Annotated in this window: 2 protein-coding genes and 1 pseudogene; all 3 read right to left on the bottom strand. The window is 71.2% G+C overall.

The window, feature by feature from the left end:
- On the bottom strand, positions 1–948 hold a 948-nt coding region (locus G6026_RS05315; protein WP_182612430.1), incomplete at its 3' end, for a cation:proton antiporter.
- 168 nt (positions 949–1,116) lie between these two features.
- Positions 1,117–1,659 carry a DNA starvation/stationary phase protection protein gene (locus G6026_RS05310; protein ID WP_107757269.1) on the bottom strand — a complete coding sequence of 181 codons (543 nt, stop codon included), beginning with the start codon at positions 1,657–1,659 and terminating at the stop codon, positions 1,117–1,119.
- A 115-nt stretch (positions 1,660–1,774) separates the two neighbouring features.
- A pseudogene (locus tag G6026_RS05305) lies at positions 1,775–2,154 on the bottom strand (pyridine nucleotide-disulfide oxidoreductase); the annotation flags it as partial.

The following is a 2,154-nucleotide window of genomic DNA, read 5'->3' as shown; positions in this document are numbered from 1 at the left end:
GCGGGGGAGCGCGTCGGAGACGAACGAGGCGCCGATCACCAGTAGGACCAGCAGGGTGAGCAGGTGCTCGGTGTACTCCACGAACTCGTGGAAGTGCTCGTGCCGCTCGTCGTCGCGCTCGGACGCGCGGACCCCGAGGGCCGCGCAGAACACGGCGAGGAATCCCCAGCCGCCCACCAGCTCCCCCACGCCGTAGGCGAGCAGGAGCGTGGCCACGGCGGCGGCGGGCTCGGCGAACCCCACGAGCCGGTGCTCGCCCACGCGCACCCGGTAGACCGCCGCCCCGATCAACCGGCCCAGGAGGTAACCCACCACCGCGCCGATGAGCGTCTTGGCCACCAGATCCCACGCCACCCAGCCCAGGAGCCACTGGCCGGGATCGCCCTTGGTCGCCAGGTAGATCGCGAGGTAGACGAAGGGGAACGCCAGGGCGTCGTTGAGCCCGGCCTCGGAGGTGAGGGCGAAGCGGGCCTCGTCGTGCTCGTCGTCGACCTCCTCCCCGGAACTCGGACCCTCCACCTGCACGTCGGAGGCGAGGACCGGGTCGGTGGGGGCGAGCACCGCTCCCAGCAGCACGGCGACCGCGGGGGTCAGCCCCAGCACCCACCACCCCAGCACCGCGACCCCCGCGATGGACAGGGGCATGCCGATCGCCAGCAGCCGCCACGTGGTGGTCCACCCGCGCAGGCTCAGCGGGCGGTCCAGCGCCAGGCCCACGCCGAAGAGCGCCACGATCACCGTCACCTCGGCCATCCGCTCGGCCAGCTCCGCATGCTCGATCACGTCGACGAGCTGCGACTCGGTGGGCATTAGCCACCCGACCAGCATCCCCACGCCCACCACCACGATCGGCGCGGACAGGACCCGCTCGCGGAGCAGGCGCGGAAGGAACGACCCGATGAGCAGGGCCGCGCCGATGACCGCGAACATCAGGTCGGTATTGGGCACGCAGTGAGTGTGGGCGCCCTCAGGTCACCTGCGCCACCGATGGGAACCGCTGGGGTGAGCGTGGCGGTCGACAGCGGTCCCGGCGAACGACGACGGGCCGGACTCCCTGGTGGGAATCCGGCCCATCGTGGCTGGTGCGATCACGCTGGTGCGATCACGCTGGTTCGATCAGGCCGTGGCGTCCCGCGCGGCGCCCTTTTCGGTGGCGTCGTTCGCGGTGGGCAGTTCGCCGGAGGCGTTCTCCAGGTGGGCGCGGATGAACCACTGGAACTTCTCGAGCTCGGCGGTCTGGCCGATGAGGATGTCCTCGGTGACGGGGTCGACGTCACCGGCCACGGCGATGGCCTTGCGGTGGTCGCCGATCATCCCGTCGTACACCTTGTCCAGCGCGCCGAGGTGCGCCTGCGCGGTGTCGCGGCCGAGCGAGTAGTCGTCCCACGAGCGGTGGTCGGCGTTGGCGCCGATCGTGCCCACGGGCGAGCCGCCGAGGGTGGCGATGCGCTCGGCCAGCACGTCGGCGTAGCCGCGCACCAGCTCGACCTGCGGGTCGAGCATCTCGTGGACCGCGATGAAGTTGGGGCCCACCACGTTCCAGTGCACGTGCTTGAGGGTCAGGTGCAGGTCGTTGCACGCGGTGAGTCGCTTCTGGAGGGTGTCGGCGAGGGTGGCGGAGTCGTCGGTGGACAGTCCGGGAACGGTGAATTCAGGCATGCTTCGAACTTAGCGCCGCCGCCAATGACGTGCGACCGTAGTGCTGGACGCGCAGGTCAGACCACGTGAGACCGGTCGTCAGCCCTCACCGACGGCGACCGGAACCGGCAGACCCTCACCGGTCCCGCCGGCGCACCCCGCGGTAGATCACCTGGTGCGTGATGAGCCGTTGGAGCAGCACATCGGATGCCGGCGCGGGGACGCGAACACCGCGGCCGGGTGGGGTGAAGACGATGAGTCCGTCTCGCAGCGGGCCGAGCACCGAGCCCCACCGGCGCCTGGGCGGTCGGTAGTCGCGTAGTGGCGTGCCGCGCAGGTGCCCGCGGATGTTGCGCGCGACCAGAATGTGGCCTCGGTTGCGGGCGGAGGTGCGCAGCGGGTCGGTGGCGGCCACGTCGCCGACAGCGAAGACATCGCTGTGCCCCGACACCTGTAGCGTCGGCTCGACGCGGACGAAGCCGCGGTCGTCGAGCATGGCCGCGGGCAGCCACGAGG

The sequence above is a fragment of the Dietzia sp. DQ11-38-2 genome (genome assembly GCF_014145055.1).
Taxonomy (GTDB): Bacteria; Actinomycetota; Actinomycetes; order Mycobacteriales; family Mycobacteriaceae; genus Dietzia.
Note: the sequence above shows the minus strand (reverse complement) of the source record. Positions and strands in the feature narration are given on the sequence as shown.